Below are 1,535 nucleotides of genomic sequence, written 5' to 3' on the forward strand. Positions count from 1 at the left end.
CCCCTGCGTCCAATATCAATTAACGCTCATTGATAGTCCACGTTTATTAATCCGCTCAGTGGATGAGGAGCTTTATCGCCGCAGGTTCGACGGTCAGTTCGATGGCGACGTCAATGGCCAACTGGCCGCCCCGCGCGGCGCTGATGAGCGCTTTGAAAATCGTATTGCTCTGGTGCCGGCACCACACTTCCAGATAGGCTCCCAGATTTACGATCTTGATGATCTTGACCGGCAACACGTTGACTGGATGTTCGGTCGAGGTGTTCACCTCAATCCAACGCAGGGCTTCTGGCCGAATACTACAGAATGCGATTTCCGAGGAAACCGTAGCAGGGGAAGCGGCCAGCAGCTCCAGACCGGTTTCGGCAATCCGGACCCGCTGGATGCCCCCGCCATTGGCAGTCGGGGTAACGGCGAAGATGTTCGACTTTCCGATAAAATCGGCGACGAACGTCGACTGTGGTGCGCGGTAGAGCTCTGAGGGGGATCCAACCTGAGCAATGACGCCTTCGTGCATGACCACGATCCGGTCGGACATGGCCATTGCTTCCTCCTGATCGTGGGTCACATAAACGAAGGTGATGCCCAGTTCGCGCTGAACATCCTTGAGCTCGATACGCATGGCTTCGCGCAGCTTCAGGTCGAGGTTCGAGAGCGGCTCATCCAACAGCAGAAGCGATGGACGGGGGGCGATGGCCCGAGCGAGGGCGGTGCGTTGTTGCTGACCGCCCGATAGCGCTTTGGGGTAGCGGTGTTCGAAACCATCGAGATGAACACTCTGCAGTGCCTTCTTGACCTGAGTGTCGACCTCGTCTCGGCTCTTGCCCTGCATCTTGAGGCCGAAACCGACATTTTGGGCGACGGTCATATGGGGGAACAGGGCGTAGTTCTGGAACACCAGGCCGACCTGACGTTTTTCCGGCGGCACGCCGCTCTGTTCGACACCACGGATCCTGATCTGCCCGCTTGAGGGCGCGATAAAGCCTGCGATCATGTTCAGAGTGGTGGTTTTACCGCATCCCGAGGGGCCGAGGATGCTGACGAACTCGCCATGGGGCACGACAAGGTCGATTTCACGCACGATTTGGCTGGCGCCAAAATTCTTGCTTAAATTGATCAGCTCGATATCGCTGGTGCTCATTTGCTTCCTCCGTGGATCTGGGCTGAAAACCCGCCAATTTTTTCAAAGACGAAAATCACCGCCAGCACGAAGAGCAGCGAGGCGACATTGACTGCCGCCAGCACTGGGTCGAGGCTGTATTCGAGATAGTTGATGACAGTGATGGGCAGGGTGGTTTGGCCGGGCCGGACCAGAAAGACCGACAGCGGAATGTTGTTGAAGGAGATGATGAAGGCAAAGGTCATGCCGGAGAAAACGCCCGGCTTGATGATGGGGATCAGCAGGTGACGGATGCGCTGGGCTTTGGTGGCACCCAGGCTCTGGCCAGCCCGATCCAGGTTCCTGTCGAAATTGAACATCGCCGTGGCGATCATCCGCACGGCGAATGGCAGGGTCAGGATGATGTGCGCAGCGA

General features: G+C 57.5%; 2 protein-coding genes. Both read right to left on the reverse strand.

Features of this window, described 5'->3' with window-relative positions:
- Positions 1–55 precede the first annotated feature (55 nt).
- Positions 56–1,141 (reverse strand): ABC transporter ATP-binding protein, encoded by a 1,086-nt coding sequence (locus tag WH91_RS19845; protein ID WP_046172755.1) that lies wholly within the window; start codon positions 1,139–1,141, stop codon positions 56–58.
- Positions 1,138–1,535 (reverse strand): ABC transporter permease (locus tag WH91_RS19850; RefSeq protein ID WP_046172756.1); only part of this gene is annotated, 398 nt, incomplete at its 5' end. The genes WH91_RS19845 and WH91_RS19850, both read right to left, overlap by 4 nt.

Origin of the sequence: Devosia psychrophila (assembly GCF_000971275.1) — a bacterium.
Lineage (GTDB): Bacteria > Pseudomonadota > Alphaproteobacteria > Rhizobiales > Devosiaceae > Devosia > Devosia psychrophila.